The 15,435-nt window shown below is 72.0% G+C and carries 14 protein-coding genes and 1 pseudogene; 8 read left to right on the top strand and 7 right to left on the bottom strand.

Features of this window, described 5'->3' with window-relative positions:
- Window positions 1-1,344, top strand: a complete 1,344-nt coding sequence (locus tag NBG84_RS36370; protein WP_285368708.1) for a cytochrome P450 — start codon at window positions 1-3, stop codon at window positions 1,342-1,344.
- A 409-nt stretch (window positions 1,345-1,753) separates the two neighbouring features.
- Here the strand turns inward: NBG84_RS36370 and ssuE are convergent, their stop codons facing one another.
- Window positions 1,754-2,320: an NADPH-dependent FMN reductase gene (ssuE, locus tag NBG84_RS36365; protein ID WP_250923976.1), complete on the bottom strand. Its 567-nt coding sequence runs from the start codon at window positions 2,318-2,320 to the stop codon at window positions 1,754-1,756.
- Between the two features lie 860 nt (window positions 2,321-3,180).
- The gene (locus NBG84_RS36360; RefSeq protein ID WP_250924038.1) at window positions 3,181-3,927 is read right to left on the bottom strand and encodes an IclR family transcriptional regulator; all 747 of its coding nucleotides are present in this window, start codon (window positions 3,925-3,927) and stop codon (window positions 3,181-3,183) included.
- A gap of 345 nt (window positions 3,928-4,272) precedes the next feature.
- Between NBG84_RS36360 and NBG84_RS41405 the strand changes: the two genes are divergently transcribed.
- The 7 genes from NBG84_RS41405 to NBG84_RS36330 all read left to right on the top strand — a co-directional run bounded on the left by NBG84_RS41405 (window position 4,273) and on the right by NBG84_RS36330 (window position 10,245).
- A complete protein-coding gene (locus NBG84_RS41405) occupies window positions 4,273-4,380 on the top strand; it encodes a putative leader peptide (RefSeq protein ID WP_345780622.1) in 108 nt (35 codons plus the stop codon).
- Window positions 4,381-4,624: 244 nt separating this feature from the next.
- Window positions 4,625-5,659, top strand: a complete 1,035-nt coding sequence (locus NBG84_RS36355; RefSeq protein ID WP_250923975.1) for an ABC transporter substrate-binding protein — start codon at window positions 4,625-4,627, stop codon at window positions 5,657-5,659.
- A complete protein-coding gene (locus NBG84_RS36350) occupies window positions 5,656-6,669 on the top strand; it encodes an NrtA/SsuA/CpmA family ABC transporter substrate-binding protein (RefSeq protein WP_250923974.1) in 1,014 nt (337 codons plus the stop codon). Before NBG84_RS36355 ends, NBG84_RS36350 begins: the two co-directional genes overlap by 4 nt.
- The gene (locus tag NBG84_RS36345) at window positions 6,666-7,496 is read left to right on the top strand and encodes an ABC transporter permease (RefSeq protein ID WP_250923973.1); all 831 of its coding nucleotides are present in this window, start codon (window positions 6,666-6,668) and stop codon (window positions 7,494-7,496) included. The genes NBG84_RS36350 and NBG84_RS36345 overlap by 4 nt, the downstream gene beginning before the upstream one ends.
- Window positions 7,493-8,281, top strand: a complete 789-nt coding sequence (locus NBG84_RS36340; RefSeq protein ID WP_250923972.1) for an ABC transporter ATP-binding protein — start codon at window positions 7,493-7,495, stop codon at window positions 8,279-8,281. Before NBG84_RS36345 ends, NBG84_RS36340 begins: the two co-directional genes overlap by 4 nt.
- Window positions 8,278-9,144 (top strand): ABC transporter substrate-binding protein, encoded by an 867-nt coding sequence (locus NBG84_RS36335; RefSeq protein WP_250923971.1) that lies wholly within the window; start codon window positions 8,278-8,280, stop codon window positions 9,142-9,144. The genes NBG84_RS36340 and NBG84_RS36335 overlap by 4 nt, the downstream gene beginning before the upstream one ends.
- A gap of 3 nt (window positions 9,145-9,147) precedes the next feature.
- Entirely contained in the window at window positions 9,148-10,245 is a 1,098-nt protein-coding gene (locus tag NBG84_RS36330) for an LLM class flavin-dependent oxidoreductase (RefSeq protein WP_250923970.1), read from the top strand.
- Between the two features lie 113 nt (window positions 10,246-10,358).
- On the opposite strand, the gene NBG84_RS36325 is transcribed toward NBG84_RS36330, so the two are convergent.
- The 5 genes and pseudogenes from NBG84_RS36325 to NBG84_RS36305 all read right to left on the bottom strand — a co-directional run.
- Complete coding sequence (locus NBG84_RS36325) at window positions 10,359-11,759, bottom strand: aldehyde dehydrogenase family protein (protein ID WP_250923969.1); 1,401 nt, start codon at window positions 11,757-11,759, stop codon at window positions 10,359-10,361.
- Window positions 11,759-12,844 (bottom strand): AMP-binding protein, encoded by a 1,086-nt coding sequence (locus NBG84_RS36320; protein ID WP_250923968.1) that lies wholly within the window; start codon window positions 12,842-12,844, stop codon window positions 11,759-11,761. Before NBG84_RS36320 ends, NBG84_RS36325 begins: the two co-directional genes overlap by 1 nt.
- Before the next feature lie 29 nt (window positions 12,845-12,873).
- The gene (locus tag NBG84_RS36315) at window positions 12,874-14,076 is read right to left on the bottom strand and encodes a 3-deoxy-7-phosphoheptulonate synthase (protein WP_250923967.1); all 1,203 of its coding nucleotides are present in this window, start codon (window positions 14,074-14,076) and stop codon (window positions 12,874-12,876) included.
- A 5-nt stretch (window positions 14,077-14,081) separates the two neighbouring features.
- The gene (locus NBG84_RS36310; RefSeq protein ID WP_250923966.1) at window positions 14,082-14,771 is read right to left on the bottom strand and encodes a hypothetical protein; all 690 of its coding nucleotides are present in this window, start codon (window positions 14,769-14,771) and stop codon (window positions 14,082-14,084) included.
- Window positions 14,772-14,915: 144 nt separating this feature from the next.
- Window positions 14,916-15,435: pseudogene (locus tag NBG84_RS36305) on the bottom strand (hypothetical protein); the annotation flags it as partial.

The raw sequence follows: 15,435 nt of genomic DNA, 5'->3' as shown, positions 1-15,435 counted from the left end.
ATGGAAACGCCCGTCCCCCCGTGCCCCGTTGTCCCCGGGGCATGGCCGCTCCTGGGCCACGTGCCCCGGCTCGCACCCGATCCGTTGGCCTTCTTCCACCGGCTGAGCGATCACGGCCCCGTCGTGCGCATCCGGCTGGGGAACCGTCCCGCGTACGTGGTGACGCGGCCCGATCTGGTGCGCCGGCTCCACCTCGCCGACCAGAGGCTCTTCGACAAGGGCGGACCTCTCATCGAGAAGTCCCGACTCTTCCTCGGCAACGGCCTGGCCACCTGCCCGGCCGCCGACCACGCCCGCCAACGCCCCCTGATGCAACCCGCGTTCCACCCGGCCCAGCTCTCTCGATACACCGGAATCATGCAGGACTGCGTGGCGGAGGTCACCGGCTCCTGGCGGCCCGGGCGGGTCATCGACCTCAACGAGGAGATGCATCGGATCACCTCCAAGGTCACCTCCCGGACCCTGATCTCGGCCGTGGAGGCCAGACCCGCGGCGGCGCAGATCGCCCGAGCCCTCCCGGAGGTCCTGCGGGGCCTGTACTGGCGCATGGTGATCCCGAGCAGGCTCTTCCCCCGCATCCCGCTGCCGGTCAACCGTCGGTTCGACCGGCAGATGCGGCTCACCCGCCACGTCCTCGACCAGGTCGTCTCCCACTACCGCTCGACGACGACCGACTACGGGGACCTGCTCTCCATGGTGATCACCGCCTGCGAGAAGGAAGCCGACCCCCAGCAGGCCATCTACGACCAGGTCGTCACCATCCTCATGGGAGGGGTGGAAACCACCGCCGCCACCCTCGTATGGCTGCTGCGCCTACTCGATCGCCACCCCCACATCCGCCGGAGACTCCTGGCGGAGATCACCGCGGCACTCGGCGGACGCCCGCCTGATCACAGTGACCTCCCCGACCTGCCCTACACCCAGCAGGTCATCACCGAGACCGTGCGCCTGTACCCGGCCGGCTGGATCGTCAGCAGATCCACCACCGCCGACGTCCAGTGGAGCGAAGGGCACATCCCCGCCGGCGCCGATGTGTTCTACAGCCCCTACGCGCTCCACCGCGACCCGGAACTCTTCCCGGACCCGGAAGCCTTCGTCCCCGAGCGCTGGAGCCCCGAGCAGGTCACGCCCGCACAGCGCCAGGCGTTCTTCGGCTTCGGAGTCGGCCGCCGCAAATGCATCGGCGATGTCTTCGGCGTCATCGAGGCCACGGTCGCCGTGGCCGCCGTCCTCAGCCGCTGGCACCTTGAGCACGCGGGCCCGGTCACCGACCGCCCCCTGATCGGCACCCTCCTCATGGCCCCGCCGACCCGCATGCGCGTCCTGCCGACGGCCCATAGATGACGCGGGACCGCTCCGGCTCAGACGCGGTGAACCCGTCCGACGACGGGGCACTCAGCCGGACGCGTCGATTCCCGGTCGAGGGCACCGGTCGGGTTCAGGTCATACAGGAGCCTCCGCCGCCCGGGCACCTTCACCAGCCGGAGCCCGATCCATGGTGCGGTCGCGGCCCGGCGAGCTGTCTCTCAGGGGCGGCGGGCCAACAGGGTCTGGTTGCCCGCGTGCCCTCCCCGCGCAATGAGCGGCCCCGCGGGCGTTTCGCGACGACGACGGGGCGCGGACCGGTCTGGCAGGTCGCCGGACCGGGCGACTGCGCCGGTGAAGCCGCCCCGCTCGCTGTGGCCGCGCGGCTCGGTTCCCACACCTCGCGCCGCCCGGATCCGGCCCGTGGTCCGCCGTTCACCGCCGACGGTCACGGCGGGCCGCCGACGCCCGCCAGGAGGGCGGTTCGCCCGCCCAGAGCCTCGGAGAACCGGTCCACGACCCGTGCGAGGGACTCGGCCGTGTCCCGTGCCACGGTCACGACTCCGTCGTCGCCCACCGCGATGTCCTTGTCGAGTGTGAACCAGCCCTGGACGATGTGTCCGGCGCCCATGGAGCTGAGCACCGGGCGCAGGGCGTAGTCGATCGCCAGGACATGCGTCGTGGTCCCGCCGGTCGCCAGCGGCAGGACGGTCTTACCGGCCAGGGCGTGCTGCGGCAAGAGGTCCAGCAGGGCCTTCAGCACCCCGGAGTAGGCGGCCTTGTAGACGGGCGTGCCGATGACGACTCCCTCGGCGCGGTCGAAGAGCGCGGTCGCCGCGGCGATCGCCGGGTGGCTGAAGTCGGCGCCGAGCAGTGCCTCGGCGGGAAGGGTGCGGACATCCAGCGAGATCACCTCGTGCCCCTGGTCCGTGAGCCGCTCGTCCAGATGACGGAGCAGATGCGCGGTACGAGAGGTGGCGGAGGGACTTCCGGAGACGGACAGGACGGTGGCCATGGTGGGCCCTTCGGGAGTGTGGGGTGAGGTGGGATTCGCCGCGCGGCACGACGGTACGGGAGCTACGGGGGGGGGCCTCGCCGGAGCAGCGCGGTCCGCCCTGTGCGGGCGGGTGGGGCTGGGTCCGACAGGAGCCGGCTGGGCCCGGCCTGATCTGACGGGGTCCGACCACCCCGGGCGGACGGGGTTTCTGCCAGCGCGGAGCGCGGGGCCGTTGCGAAGCCGTCGTCGGTGGCGGCGCCAAGGAACCCCACTGGCATGGGAGATGGCCTTTCCTCAGATCCTCGGAGGCCGTGCCGCGGACAGCACCCGGGTACGGCGGAGCAGCCCTCGGCAGTCGGGTATGACGGTGCCTCAGGGCTTGGGAACAGGTAGCTGAACGGGTGGGACGACGCCGGGGCGGGACCTCGGGCGCGATCGGGCGGCGGCAGCGCGAGCGCGTCTGGCTGGACCGTCCGTACGCGGACCCACTGGTTGCTCAGCGCGTGCGTACGAGGGTGCCGCGAGGACGGGAACCGGCCCGCAACGGGGTTACCGGGGAGGAGGAGCCGGGCGGATGGCTCGCTGCCGCCTCAGCCACAACACGCCGCGGACCACACCCGGCCGAAGTCGATGTGATCACGGGTGACCAGACGCTGATCGGCAGTCATACGACCAATTGAGCAGTACATCGCGCTTCTCGTCAACCACGGTCCGGATGCTGCGACGGCGTTTCACCGCGTCCGTGCGTGGTGGACACACGGGCCTCTGATCGCGGTACGCGTGTGCGTACGGGCCCCAGGCGCCGGCTGTGCGTGCCGAGAATGACCGCCGCCCGTACCGGCGCGGTTCCGCGCTGTCCGGGCGGCGTAGCCGTCGGCTCATGGCCGGGCGGCGGCGCGGCGTTGGGCCGGCGGCAGGAGCAGTACCTCCAGTGCGGCGGCGCAGGCCAGCGCCTGGCCCGCGAACCAGGACAGCCGGTCGTCCGTGAGCACGGCCGGGGTCGCGCGTAGCGCGAGGGCGAAGCGGGCCCGTTCGGTGTGGTCGAACACCGGGACCGCCACGGTGCGGACACCGTGTGCCGACTCGCCGTCGTTGACGGCATGGCCCCGCTCGCGCACCTGGTCGAGTTCGGCGCGCAGGGCGTGCGGGTCGACGATGGTGCGGTCCGTGAAGGCGGCCAGCCCGGGCAGGGCTCCGACCGGGTCAGGATCGTCGCCGGGCCAGGCGAGCAGGATCTTGCCGAGCGCGGTGGAATGCAGCGGCCGACGCAGTCCGATGCCGGTGTCGTGGCGTACCGAACCGCCGACGAGGATCAGCGCGTGGACGCCGTCCCGGAGGGCGAGGTCGGCGGTGGCCCCGGTGCGTGCCGCGAGGTCGGCGAGTTCCGGGACGGCGAGGTGCAGTCCCCGCTGGTGGTAGGAGAGTTGGCCGAGTTCGGTGACGGCGGGGCCCAGCCGGTAGCGGGCGGTATGGGCGTCCTGTTCGAGGAATCCGGCCGCCACCAGGGTCCTGGCCAGCCGGTGGGCCGTCGAGACCGACAGTGATGTGCGGCGCGCGATGTCCGAGGCGCTCAGCGGGGTTCCGTTGTCACGGAAGCAGTTCAGGACTCCGAGTGCCCGGCTCACGGCCTGCGATCCGGTGGGGGCGGCCGGGGCTGTCGCGGCCGTACGCCCAGGGTCGACAACGGGGTCCACCGGTGGCGCGGCGGCCCGTGAGCGCCGGGCGGGAGGTGGCACGGTCGGGGTGTCGTCGGGTGAGGTTCCCATGATGTGGCAGCCTTCCCTGACTCGGCGGCCGGGTCAACTCACCGTGTCCTGCTGGCCGTAGGGGCATCAAGGGCTCGGACCGTGTGTGCGGGAGATGAACAGATAGCCGGATGTCCCACGATGTGGGAAGCAACTTGTCCGTGGGGCAAGGGCCGTGCGAGAGTCGCCGCACCGATCCCGTCGCTTGTCGAGAGGAGCACCGCCGTGACCGTCCGCCGGACCTTCACCGCCCTGGTGCCCTTGGTGACGCCTGCGCTCAGCAGCCGTCGCCACATCGACCTGGTCCGGGTCGCCAGCTCCGGCTGTCGCTGACCGCGGACCCCGGCCCAGCGCCGAAACCGCCCCCGCTCCCCCGTCCCACCGTGTGACGTTCCCCGAGCCGAAGCACGCGCCGAAACGGGCGGCACCCCGCTGACACCTGCCGTTCCGGCGCGCCGCACCACGACGTATCCACGCATCCCCGGTACCCCACCGATCACCGCACCTCCGTACCCCCGGACGTCCGTCCGTCGATCCGTACGGCGGTCACCACCGTCTCCCTGGCCGAGAAGGGCCCATGACGCACTCCACACTGCCCGCCACCCTGTGGTTCACCCGCTGCCCCGTGCCCACCGCTACCGGGATCGCCGCCGATCTCGGCTGGCTGGCCGACGAGTTCGGCCCCGACGGAATCACCGTCGCCTCCCTCCAGAACGCACCCGCCACCACCGCCCGCGACCACCACTACACCCACGCACTGGACGGCCTGTTCCGCGAAGGCGGCAATGTCCCCGCCCTGTGGACCCGGTCGCGCGGTGAACCCACCCGTCTCATCGGCCTCACCTGGATCGAGGAACGCCAGGTCGTGCTCGTCGCGGCCGACTCCGCCATCGAGGGGGCCGGGGACCTGAAGGGCAGACGGCTCGCCGTCCCCCGGCATCCGCTGCCGATCGACTTCTGGCGGGCGATGGCCCTGCGCGGCTTCGAGGGCGCGCTGTCCAGCGCCGGGCTGACCCTCGCCGACACCGTTCCCGTCGACGTGCCGGCCGAGGCCCACGCGGACCAGTGGTCGGCCGAACTGGACGCCCTGCGAGCCGGGTTGGTCGACGCGGTGTACGCCAAGGGGGCCACCGCCGTCGAGGCCGCCGCCCGCTCCGGCGCGCGGATCGCCGTCGAGCTCGACGACCACCCCGACCGACGCACCCGTGTCAACAACGGCACCCCCCGTCCGATCACCGTCCGCGAGAGCCTGCTGGAGGACCACCCCGAGCTGGTCGCCCGTTTCCTCGCGGTCCTCGTGCGGGCGGCGGACTGGGCCGCCGGCCACCCCGACGACCTCGCCCGGGTGCTGAGCCGGGAGACCGGCGCGGGTGCCACGGGCGTGGCCGGCGCCTATCGAGCGCGCGGCCACCGCGATCTGCGGATCGACCTGTCCGGCGAACGCCTCGACCTGCTCGCCCGGCAGGAACACGCCCTGCGCGCCCACGGGTTCCTCGCCGAACCCGTCGACGTACGGGAGTGGGTCGCCCCCGAACCCCTCCGGCGGGCGGCCGACCTCACCCCCAGCCCCTCAACCACTGACATCACCGACATCACCGAGGACCGCAAGTGAATCCCCTGACCCGCCGAGCCGCGCGCTCCGCCGCCGCCCTCGCCGCCGCCACCGCCGTTCTCCTCCCCCTCACCGCGTGCGGCTCCGCCGCGGGGGACACCGCGGCGGGCGAGGACACCGTCGTCGTCCGCATCCCCGATCCGAAGAACGCCGGTGTCCTCGCCCTCGGTAAGAAGGACGGCAGCCTCGGCAAGGCACTCGCCAAGGCCGGGGCCCGCGTCGAATGGACCGGCAGCACCGGGCCGTTCGCCCCCGCCGCCCAGGCACTCAACGCCGACCAACTGGACATCGCCACCGGGTCCATCACCTCCGGCGTCACCGCCCTCACCCAGAAACCCGGGTTCAAGCTCTTCGGCGCCACCACCCCGGACGGTGCCGGGGAGGGCATCCTCGTCCGCAAGGACTCCGGGATCGGCAGCGTCAAGGACCTCGCCGGACGCAAGGTCGCCGTCAACCGGGGCGGCACCGGCGAGTACCTCCTCCTCAAGGCGCTCGCCCGGCACGGCGTCCCCGCCGACAAGGTGGAGCGCGTCTACTTGCGTCCCGACCAGACCGCCTCCGTCTACAAGACCGGTCAGGTGGACGCCTGGGCCTCCTGGGCGGCCTACTCCGTCGCGGAACTGGGCAGCGGCGACTCCCGCTTCGTCGCCGACGGAGCCGCCGTCGGCTCCGACAACTACAGCTTCCACGCCGTGCGCACCGGCTTCGCCGAGAAGCACCCCAAGGTGGTGAAAGCCCTCTACGACTACCTCCGCACCGGCAGCGCGGCCCAGAAGGCCGCCCCTGAGAAGTACGTCAACGTCTTCACCGACCGCGGCCCGACCGCGGTCACCGGCGCTGCCCGGGAGCTCCAGCTCCGCATCCTGCGCGAGGGCGGGACCGTCGAGCCGATCGCGGCCGATGACATCACGCGCTTCGAGTCCGTGGCGCGCTTCTACCTCGACCAGAAGGTGCTCAGCAAGCCGGTCGACATCAAGCCGCACATCCTTGACGCCGAGGCCCTGGGATGAGCACCGCGACCCGGCCGGCCGGGAAGCTCGTCACCCCGCGGCCCGATCTGCCCGCGGACAGGCCAAGGCCCGTCTCCCTCACCGTACGGGCACTGGGCCCGCTGCTGCTGATCGGCACCTGGTGGACCGCGTCCGCCACCGGGCTGCTCACCCCCGACATCCTCGCCGGACCCCCCGACGTCGTCCGCGCGGTGGGCGAACTGTGGGGCAGCGGCGAACTGCCCGACGCCCTCGCCGCCTCACTCACCCGCTCCGGCACCGGGCTGGTGCTGGGACTGGTCGCGGGCGTCGTGCTCGGAGTCGTCACCGGCTTCAGCAGATCAGGCGACGAACTCCTCGACTCCTCCCTCCAGGCGATGCGCACGATCCCCTTCCTCGCCCTGGTCCCCCTGTTCATGGTGTGGTTCGGGATCACCGAGACGGCGAAGATCCTGTTGATCGCGTTCGCGACGACGTTTCCCATGTACGTCAGCACCGCCGGCGGGGTGCGGGGAACCGACCGCAAACTCCTGGAGGCGATGCGGTCCTTCGGGATGGGCAGGCTCGCCCTCGTCCGCGAGGTCGTGCTGCCCGGCGCGCTGCCGTCGCTGCTCTCCGGGCTGCGTCTGTCCATGACCCTGAGCGTGATCGCGCTGGTCGCCGCCGAGGAGATCAACGCCACCGCGGGCATCGGCTATCTGATGTCCCAGGCCCAGGCCTACGCCCGGACCGATGTCCTCGCGGTGTGCATCCTCGTGTACGCCCTGCTCGGACTCACCGCCGACGGCCTCGTCCGGCTCCTGGAGCGGTTCCTGATGCCCTGGCGCGGGCTGGGGTCGGTCCGATGACCGACACCGCCGTCCGGGTCCGTGGACTGCGCCGGGTGTTCGGCGAGCGGGCCGTCCTCGACGGGCTCGATCTGACCATCGCCCGGGGGGAGTTCGTCGCCCTGCTCGGTGCCAGCGGCAGCGGCAAGACGACTCTCCTGCGTATCCTCGGCGCCCTCGACCGCTCCGACGGCGGCGAGGTGCTGGTACCCGAGGTCCGCACCATCGTCTTCCAGGAGCCCCGGCTCGTCCCTTCCAAGAAGGTACTCGCCAACACCGTCGTCGCCATGCCGCGCGGCGCCGCCACCCGGGAGACCGGGCTACGGGCACTGCGCGAGGTCGGACTCGACTCACACGCCGACGCCTGGCCCGGCACCCTCTCCGGCGGCGAGGCACAGCGGGTCGCCCTCGCCCGCGCCCTGGTGCGCCGTCCCGAACTCCTGCTGCTGGACGAACCGTTCGCCGCGCTCGACGCGCTGACCCGGCTGCGGATGCAGGACCTCGTGGGCGAACTGTGCCGCCGTCACCGGCCCGCCGTGCTGCTGGTCACCCATGACGTCGACGAGGCCGTCCGGCTCGCGGACCGGGTGGCGGTGCTGCGCGACGGACGTCTCGTCACCGACGCACCGGTCGGCATCGGCCATCCCCGCGACCCGGCGCACCCCGCCTTCGCGGCACTGCGCCGCCGTCTCCTCGGCGACCTCGGTGTGCACCAGGACACCCAGGACCCGGCGTCCCCCGAACCCGAATCACCCGCAACCGCACCCGCACCCACACCCGCACCCACTGGAGCGACCCTGTCATGACCGTCACCATCGGCGTCCACGCCAACAACCCGACCCTGACCTATCTCTCCCGGCTCGACCACGCGCAGCGGGCCCTCGCGCCCCTCGGTGAGAGTGTCGCCTTCCACCACTACACCAACGGAGTCACCACCGGCGCCCTGCTGGGCGAGGGGGTGTTCGACTTCGGCGGCACCGGCTCCACCCCGCCGATCAGCGCACAGGCCGACGGCCACGACATCGTCTACACCGCCGTCTCGGCGCCCCGACCCGACCACGGCGCCCTGCTGGTCGCAGCGGACGGACCGGTCCACGACATCACGGGACTCAAGGGCGGCACCGTCCATCTCGGCATCGGGTCCTGGCAGACCCATCTGCTCGCCAAGGCACTCCACTCGGCCGGACTCTCCTACGGCACCGACATCACCCCCGCCGCCGCCGGACCGGACAGCGCCCGGCTCCTCGCGGACGGCACGGTCACCGGCTGGATCACCCAGGGCGCCGACCTCGCCGCCGCCCTGCGGACCGGTGACGCCCGCGTCCTGCTGCGCTCCGGCGACGTCATCGCGGACCGCTCCGTCTTCTTCGCCCGCCGCGACTTCGCCGAGCGACGCCCCGAGATCGTCGCCGCCCTGGTCACCGCCCTCCAGCAGGCCGACGACTGGGCCGCCGCGCACCCCCGCGAAGCAGCCAGGATCGCCGCCGGCGACCTCGGGGGCGCCACCGACGACTGGGAGAGTGCCCTCGCCGCCCTGCCCTGGCGCGTCGAACCGGTCACCGAGGCGTTCCTGGCGGAGCAGCAGGAGGCCGCCGACATCCTGCACCGGGCGGGATTCCTGTCCCGCCCGGTCACCACCGCACACGCCGTCGCGCGTACGGCGGGCTGATCGATGACCTCCGATTTCCTCTGGTACATCATCCCCCGCGAAGGCGCCTATCCCTGGGAACCCGAGGGCCGCCGACCCGTGGACCTGGGCTATCTCCAGCAACTCGCGGGGACCGTGGACAGACTCGGGTACAGCGGCGCGCTGCTGGCCACCGACCTTCACGACGTATGGCCGCTGGGCAGCGCCCTCGCCGCGGCGACCGGGCCCGGGTTCAAACCGCTGCTGGCCGTCCACCCCGGACTGATCGCACCGACCCTGCTCGCCAAGATGGCGCTGACGTTCGACACCCTGTTCGGCGGGCGGCTGCGGTTCAATGTCGTCAACGGCTCCACCGCGTCCCTGCGCGAGTACGGGCTGCACGTCGAGCATGACGAACGGTACGCACTGAGCGCCGAGTACTGGTCGATCGTGAAACGGCTGACCGCGGGCGAGGTGTTCGACCACAAGGGCCGCTACTACGACCTGCGGGACGCGGGCGCGGGACTGCGTGAACTCGCCCCCGTCCAGGAACCGCACATCCCCCTGTGGTTCGGCGGCTCCTCCCCCGCCGGGATCGAGATGGCCGCCGAACACGTGGACGTGTACCTCACCTGGGCCGAGCCGCCGCACCTGCTGAAGGAGAAACTCGACCGGGTACGCGAACGGGCCGCCGCGTACGGACGGGTCCTGCGGATCGGGCTGCGGGTCCATCTGATCGTCCGGGACACCGAGGACGCGGCCTGGGCCGCGGCCGACCGTCTGCTGGAGGTCACCAGCGACGCGACCTACGCCCGGCAACTCGGGGTGAAGGCCACCGAGGACGGCGTCGGCTGGCAACGCCAGTTCCGGCACGGCGGCCGGATCCCCGCACGCGCCCGCGACCTGGAGGAGCACCGCAGCATCTGGCCGGGCATGAGCCTGTTCCGGCCTGGCCCCGGCACGGCGGTCGTGGGCTCCACCGCTCAGGTCGTGGAGCGACTCGCGGAGTACGAGTCCCTCGGCGTCGACACGTTCATCCTGTCGGGCAACCCCCTGCTGGAGGAGGCCTACCGGGTGGCGGAGACGGTTCTGCCGGCACTGGGCTCCCAGCGGCAGGAGCAGGGAGCCGGCCGGTCCCGGTAGGGAGCCGGGGCGGACACCTCGTGCGGCCGTCCCCGCCCCACCGCGCGTGGCGGTGGGGCGGGGACGCTTGCGGTGCCGCGACCGTCCGACGGGACGCCGATGTCCCTCGCCCGTCAGAGGGACACGACCGCCTTGTTCCGCATCAGGAAGTCGCCGATGTAGTCCTCGTGCGGGAGGTTGCCGTCGCTGTGCACGGTCTCCACATTGACGTGCACATTCCCCACGCTCGGAGCCCGCAGCAGCGCGCCGACGAGGTCCGCGTCCTCGGTGATCGCGTTGACCACCAGGGAGTCGTGCAGCGGACCGACCCCGTCCGCCGCCGTCCAGGGCGCGACGAAGACACAGGGGAACGGCAGCTCGGTGCCGAGGAGCCGGTCCCGGGGATCCTCGACGGTGAAGACCGCGGGACCGAGCACCACCCCGCCGTCCGGATGCGCTGTCGCCACCTCCTTGAGCGGTATCTCCGCGATCGCGTGGGACGCGCTCCGCTCCAGATGACCGAGCAGTTCGTCCGCCGACTCCCGGGTCACCCGGGGCCCGAGGTGCTGCCGGGTGGTCTGCCGTTCGCCGGCCCTGCCGCGGAGCACGTCGGCGAGGTCGCGGGCGAACCGCCGGTGGTCGCCCTCGACGAGTACGGCCGTGGTGTTCACACAGGCCGCGCCCGACAGCGCCGCGACCGAGTTCGCGACGGCGTCGAGGGTGGCGGGGGTGAGGTGGCCCCGGGTCACCAGTGTCTTGGACCGGCCCGGGCCGCCGACCTTGACCGTCGCGGTGGAGCCGTAGCGGGCCGCGACATCGGCCCCGCCGTAAGCGAACCCGAGGTCGGCGCGGCGCAGCAGGGTCGGCACTCCGGCGTGCGTCGTCGGTAGGTACACGGCGCTGGTGTCGGGGAAGCCGGCCGCCCGCAGCGCCAGGATCACCCGGCGGGCGGTGAACGGTTCGCGGCGGGAGGGCCGCACCGCGACGCGGTACCCGAGGGCGAGCGCCTGCAGCCAACCGTTCTGGATGGTGGGCGCGTTGCCCGAGAGCACGGCCGCGAGGGTTTCGCCGCGCCGTGTCCACACTCCGCTCCCGGCTCCGTCGGCGGCCTCCCGCCAGGAGCGGGCCGAGCCGTTCGGCCGGGCCCGGTCGACCCGCGCCGGGGCCTCGGCGATGGCCACCGCGACGGCCCGGCTCAGCTCCTCGGTGAGCCGCGCGTTGTGCCCGGAGGCCCGGTTGACGTACGCGAGGTGCTCGTCGAACGAGAGCCCGCCCAGGACGTCGTCCAGGAAGCGCCGCGACGCCTGGGCGAGGCGCTCCGCGCGCTCCTCGGCGGGCAGCGGTTCGGCCCGCCCCTGGGCCTGGACGCTCTGCGAGACGAGCAGGTCGGGCGCGAGCGAGAGGGAGGCGAGCGGGCGCCCGTCGACTCCGTACAGGACCTCGCGGGCACGGGTGGTGAGCTCGCCGCGGTGGGTCAGCAGCGGGAGCGCGAGGCGATCGTCCTCCTCGGCCGCGCCGGACGCGGTCGGCGTCATCAGTACACCCCCTCGATGACCGGCTCCCCGTCGAACGCGGCGAGCGGCCGGGGCGAGCCGAGGGAGTCACCGATCGCCCCTTGGGGAGCGGGCACGCGGATCACCGAGTCCCGCTCGACGTTGTTGGGGATGAACACCCCGCTGCTGAGGTGGGTCATGCGTACCTGCCCCCGTTCGCCGTACGCCACGGGCCGGCGGGTCTCGGGGTCGACGACGGCGAAGACGACGAAGGGCGGGTAGCCGTCGTAGACGGTGGCCGAGGGGTCGGTGCCTGGGCGCACCCGGGCGGTGGTCAGGACCATGGTGCTGCCGTAGATGTTCTGGATGACGGTGCCGGGGAAGGTCTCCGCGATGATGTCGCGCGTGTCGTCGTCGAGATGCGCCCCGGCGAAGGCCAGGTAGGTGAGGCTGCGCCGGAGCCGTTCGGTCAGCTCGTCGTTCAGCAGCAGTTCGGCGAAGATCGGCGGGGTGATGGTGATGGCGGCGATGTTCTGGGTGCGGATGATGTGACCGAGTTGGTCGGTCAGGTGGGTGAGGTAGGCGTCGGGACTGCCGCCCGACAGGATCAGCTTCTTCACCCAGCGCGGATCGAGGTCGACGGTGTGGAGGACGGAGCCCAGGGCGTTGGCTTGGAGGCGGGTGGTGTGCCCGAAGGCGTGCGGCCCCGAGGGCATCGCCACCAGCCACGGTTGACCGGCGGGGAATCCGGCCGCCCGCAGTTCGGCCGTCTTCCAGCGAAGGGCCCGCTTGATCCAGCGATCGGTGTAGAGGAGGCGTTTGGGGGCCCCGGTCGTCCCGCCGGTCTCGAACACCGACGGGGGCGGTTCATGGGCCAGCCCCCTCGGTACGAGGTCCTCGACCGGCCTGTCCCGCAGGTGCTCGGCGATGTCGGGGAACCTGGCGAGATCGTCGTAGGAACGGATGTCGGCGAGGGGGTCGAAGTCCAGCTTGCCCGCGAGCTCCAGCCAGAGCCGGGACCCGGTGTCTTCCGAGAAGTGCCAGCGCAGGGCGGCCCGCAGATACTCTTCCGGGTCGACGGTCGCGGCATCGTCGAGTTCTTCGAGTTCGAGGAGTGAACGTGTCATGGGTGCTCCACATCGGGGCTTGCGTCGGATCACACGGACCAGTGGCTCAGCACGCGCGCCGTCTGCTCGGGGTTGAGGCGGGGGTCCAGCAGCGTCCGGTAGCGGGCCGGGTCCTGTGGCTCGTGGGAGTTCTCGGTGCACTCGTACACGTCCTCGGGCGTCGCCTCCAGATGGAGTCCCGCGGGGCGCCGGCCGTTGGCGACGACGATCTCCTGGAACCGCGTCAACTCGGCGATGATGTGCTCGACATGGCGGGTCTTGAAGCCGTGAGCGCCCTGGACGGTGTTGCCGTGCATCGGGTCGCTGATCCAGTGCACATGCTCGACCCGCCGGTGCACACCGCGCACGATGGGCCCCAGTCGGTCCGTCTTCTGGTGGCCCAGCCGGGCGATGAAGGTGAGCTTGCCTGGTTCGTCGCGCGGGTTGAGGACGGCCGCCAGCTCCGCCGCCTCGTCCGGCGCGGTGTCCGGCCCGATCTTCACACTGACCGGGTTGGAGAGGGTGGCCGCGACGGCGATGTGCGCCCCGTCGAGCTGCCGGGTGCGCGCTCCGATCCACGGCCAGTGGGCGGTCGCGAGGTGGTGGCCGTCGCCTTCGCTCCGGCGCAGATACCGGAGTTCGTAGTCCAGCAGGAGCATCTCATGACTGGTCCAGATCGGATCGAGGTGCGCGGTGGCCCGGTGGTAGTCGGCTATCGCGGCGTAGGACGTCTGCGCGGCGGCGTGCGCCAGCGCGACTCGGTGCGGTGACGGCCGGCGCGCCTGCGGAGTCGGATGGTGCGAGTTGACGATGGGACCGCGGAAGCTGGGCAGCGTCATCCCGTCCACGGTCTCGTGGTCCTGCGAGCGCGGCTTGGCGTACTGGCCCGCGAGCCGCCCGACGCCGACGACGTGCCGGCCGGTACGGGTGCGCAGATGCGACCGGAAGTGTGTCAGGAAGGCGATCATGTTGCGGGTGTTGGCGTTCACATCGGTCTCGATGTTCTCGACGCAGTCGCCGAGTTGCAGGATCAGCCCGCCACCGGCGTCGAGGTTTGCCAGTTCGCGCTTCAGCTCGGCCACCGACGCACGGCTCACGAGGTCCTCCGGCGGGAGCGCGGCCAGGGTTTCGCGCAGCGCCTCGCGGTCGGGCCAGTCGGGCTGCTGGCGGGCGGGGAGTCCGCTGAAGCGGTCCCGGTCCGTCTCCCCCAGCGCGTTGGAGTCAACTCCGGTGTGTGCGGTGTGTCCGGTCATGGTGGCTATCCTTCGGAAACGGCGCGGTGGCCTTCGGCGGGCCGGGAGACATTGCGCGATGTGGTCCAGACGCATCCCTTGCCGCTCTGGTCCTCGGTCAGCTCGTGGGTGGCGCTGAGACCCTTGTTGGTGATCATTCCGGTGGTGGCGGGGACGCAGTACTCGCAGGGGGATCCCAGGGTGATGGTGACTCCGCGCTTCCGGGCGAGTTCGCGGTAGTCCCAGATGGCGCAGTGCCGTATCCGCAGGACCGAGCGATCGGCGCCGTGCTCGACCCACTCGGTGTCGGAGTCGTAGAGGTCGGCCTGGGCGTTGAGCCGCTCCAGGGGGACGGCGGCGTCGTGCTTGGGGCCCGGGTCGACGGCCGCGTAGATCGTGCTGTTCGACTCGGCCCAGGCGGCGAGGTCGTCGAGGCCGAAGTGCGCCACGACGAACTCCTCCATCAGGGCCTGCCCGCGGAAGAACGCCGCCTTCCAGTCGTTCTCCTCCTCGCCTTCGGGCAGCGACTCGAAGATGGCCTGCTTGACGAGGAGGAGTTCCTGCATGTGCACGCCGGCTCGGGCCTCGACCAGGAACCGGGTCAGCCCCGCCTCGGCTTCGAAGAGACGGCGTCTCCACAGGGCGGTGCGGCGCGTGGTGTCGGACGGGCTGAAGGTGGGGGTGCCGGAGTCCGGCGCCCGCTGCTGTTCGGTCATGCGTGATTGCCTCTCCTGCTCCGTGAGACCTGCTCTGCAGAGGGCTGTTCCGCACGGGGTGGGTGGGTCAGCGCGCGGCGACGGATGCGGCGCACCCCTGAGCGGAGACGCGGCCCTCTGGTCAAAACGTGGGGCGGGATCACCTCAGGCGGTCCGGTGGGCCGGCCGGTTCACCGGGTAGGGCTGCGCTCCCCCGTGGGCGCCGCGTGCGTCGTCGCCACGGAAGCGGGGGATGACGCGTTCGCAGAGCGCCTCGAAGTCATTGCCGAGGATCGTCTGGAATCCGTCGACTCCACCGTCGTCGTACCAGCGGCGCAGTTCGTCCCCGATCTGCTCGGGGGTGCCGATGAAGCTGGCGTGCTCGCTGAGGGCGAGCACCTCCGCGGCGAACTCCGCAGCGGTCTGCCCGGGGGTACGGGCGAGGTCCCACAGCGGCAGATAGCGCGAGCCGAAGGCCGCGAACACCGCGTCCGGATCCTCCGGGAGCGCATCGGCCGGGAGCCGGCCGCCCGGGCTCGCGCCGTCCAGGCGCAGCCCGGGGTAACGCGTCCGCAGTTCGTCCAGCGCCCGCTGTGCGCCGAGGGCCTGGATGTTGTGGTAGCGCGAGCGGGACAGCCGTTCGGCCTCCTCGCGGGAGCCGACGACCTGGATGTAGCTGCCCGGC

The organism is Streptomyces albipurpureus, from assembly GCF_023701525.1.
GTDB lineage: Bacteria > Actinomycetota > Actinomycetes > Streptomycetales > Streptomycetaceae > Streptomyces > Streptomyces albipurpureus.
This window is presented reverse-complemented; position numbering and strand designations above follow the sequence as displayed.

Excerpts from the sequence above, each read along its gene's own strand:
- NBG84_RS36355 (WP_250923975.1), top strand. The coding sequence starts at position 4,625 with ATGACGCACTCCACACTGCCCGCCACCCTGTGGTTCACCCGCTGCCCC.
- NBG84_RS36315 (WP_250923967.1), bottom strand. The coding sequence starts at position 14,076 with ATGACCGGACACACCGCACACACCGGAGTTGACTCCAACGCGCTGGGG.
- ssuE (WP_250923976.1), bottom strand. The coding sequence starts at position 2,320 with ATGGCCACCGTCCTGTCCGTCTCCGGAAGTCCCTCCGCCACCTCTCGT.
- NBG84_RS36345 (WP_250923973.1), top strand. The coding sequence starts at position 6,666 with ATGAGCACCGCGACCCGGCCGGCCGGGAAGCTCGTCACCCCGCGGCCC.
- NBG84_RS36330 (WP_250923970.1), top strand. The coding sequence starts at position 9,148 with ATGACCTCCGATTTCCTCTGGTACATCATCCCCCGCGAAGGCGCCTAT.
- NBG84_RS36320 (WP_250923968.1), bottom strand. The coding sequence starts at position 12,844 with ATGACACGTTCACTCCTCGAACTCGAAGAACTCGACGATGCCGCGACC.
- NBG84_RS36310 (WP_250923966.1), bottom strand. The coding sequence starts at position 14,771 with ATGACCGAACAGCAGCGGGCGCCGGACTCCGGCACCCCCACCTTCAGC.
- NBG84_RS36370 (WP_285368708.1), top strand. The coding sequence starts at position 1 with ATGGAAACGCCCGTCCCCCCGTGCCCCGTTGTCCCCGGGGCATGGCCG.
- NBG84_RS36325 (WP_250923969.1), bottom strand. The coding sequence starts at position 11,759 with ATGACGCCGACCGCGTCCGGCGCGGCCGAGGAGGACGATCGCCTCGCG.
- NBG84_RS36340 (WP_250923972.1), top strand. The coding sequence starts at position 7,493 with ATGACCGACACCGCCGTCCGGGTCCGTGGACTGCGCCGGGTGTTCGGC.
- NBG84_RS36335 (WP_250923971.1), top strand. The coding sequence starts at position 8,278 with ATGACCGTCACCATCGGCGTCCACGCCAACAACCCGACCCTGACCTAT.